This is a genomic window from Neomesorhizobium albiziae (assembly GCF_900114255.1).
Classification (GTDB): Bacteria; Pseudomonadota; Alphaproteobacteria; order Rhizobiales; family Rhizobiaceae; genus Neomesorhizobium; species Neomesorhizobium albiziae.
On the sequence record NZ_FOSL01000089.1, the window covers coordinates 1 to 1,345 of the forward strand.

Genomic DNA, 1,345 nt, shown 5'->3' on the forward strand with positions numbered 1-1,345 from the left:
CGAAAATCTCCCCGCCCGAACGCGGATGAAAGGCGTAACGGACAATCTTCTTTGCCTCGCCATCCTGATAACGGGCATTATGAGCCCAGTCCGCCCGGCACGGGCAAGAGGTGGCTCGCCTGCGCCCTTGGCCACAAAGTGCGCGGCGACAAACAAGGTGAGATACGCCGTCTCTCCCAGATTGTCGCGCTATACACAAAGCCTGCCGCGACAATCGATCGGTGCTCTATCATCGCGTCCCGCGTCTCTTCGAGGCACTCGCGCTGGCGCGGGGCGACGGGCGCTATGGCCGCCTGCTCAAGACGCTCGGGCGCGTTCAACTCCTCATTCTCGACGACTGGGGCTTGTCGGTTCTCAATGCGGCCGAGCGCCGCCACCTCCTGAAGATCCTCGACGATCGCCATGGTCGTGCATCCACAATCGTCACCAGCCAAATCCCCGTGCAACACCGGCACGACGTCATCGGCGATCCCACCCTCGGCGACGCGATTCTGGATCGCCTCGTTCACAACGCCCACCGCCTTCAACTCACCGGAGAAGCATGCGAAAACACAACGCTCAAAGTCGCCCTCTTGACCCAACCTCAAACACCTGAACCAATGAACAGGTCGGTCGAAGCGGCCGCTCATGATTGCGTGAAATACCTACTCACGATCAAATGAAATGAGCGTGCGTATTCCGACGAAGCCGGCCATCGATTCCGATTGAAGCCGGCCAGTCATTCCGATTTCATTCCGGCCGGTGTTCCGATTTGAAGCCGGCCATTTTTCGGACTGATCCTGGGTCTCGTTGATGTTTGGATTGGGTTTCGTTTCCGGTCAAGCTTGCGCTGTATCAGACGCTCTTGGCGAGCGCTGTTTTCGCATGCTTTCACCGGTGAGATCGATGCGATAGGCGTTGTGAACGAGGCGGTCCAGGATGGCATCGGCCAGAGTTGGGTTGCAATGATCTCATACCAGTGATCCAGGGGCAGCTGACTGGTGACGATTGTCGATCGGCGTTCGTAGCGGTCTTCAATGATCTCAAGCACATCACGCCGCTGGTCATCATTGAGTTTTTCCGGTCCCCAGTCATCGAGAATGAGAAGGTCGGTTTTGGCGAGTTGCTTGAGGATCCGGCCATAACGTCCGTCGCCTCTCGCGAGGGCAAGTGTTGCAAACAGCCGTGGAATGCGGTGATAGGCGACGGAGAAATCCTCTCGGCAAGCTTTGTGGCCTAGCGCACAGGCCAGCCAGCTCTTGCCGACGCCCGGCGGACTGGGCTCATAATGCCCGTTATCAGGATGGCGAGGCAAAGAAGATTGTCCGTTACGCCTTTCATCCGCGTTCGGGCGGGGAGATTTTCG

2 pseudogenes are annotated in these 1,345 nt (G+C 58.2%); one reads left to right on the top strand and one right to left on the bottom strand.

Annotation, left to right across the window (positions count from 1 at the left end):
* Nucleotides 1-90 precede the first annotated feature (90 nt).
* Nucleotides 91-542 (top strand): annotated as a pseudogene (locus tag F3H98_RS30915) (ATP-binding protein); the annotation flags it as partial.
* A 276-nt stretch (nucleotides 543-818) separates the two neighbouring features.
* On the opposite strand, the pseudogene F3H98_RS30920 reads toward F3H98_RS30915, so the two are convergent.
* Nucleotides 819-1,255: pseudogene (locus tag F3H98_RS30920) on the bottom strand (ATP-binding protein); the annotation flags it as partial.
* Nucleotides 1,256-1,345: the final 90 nt, after the last annotated feature.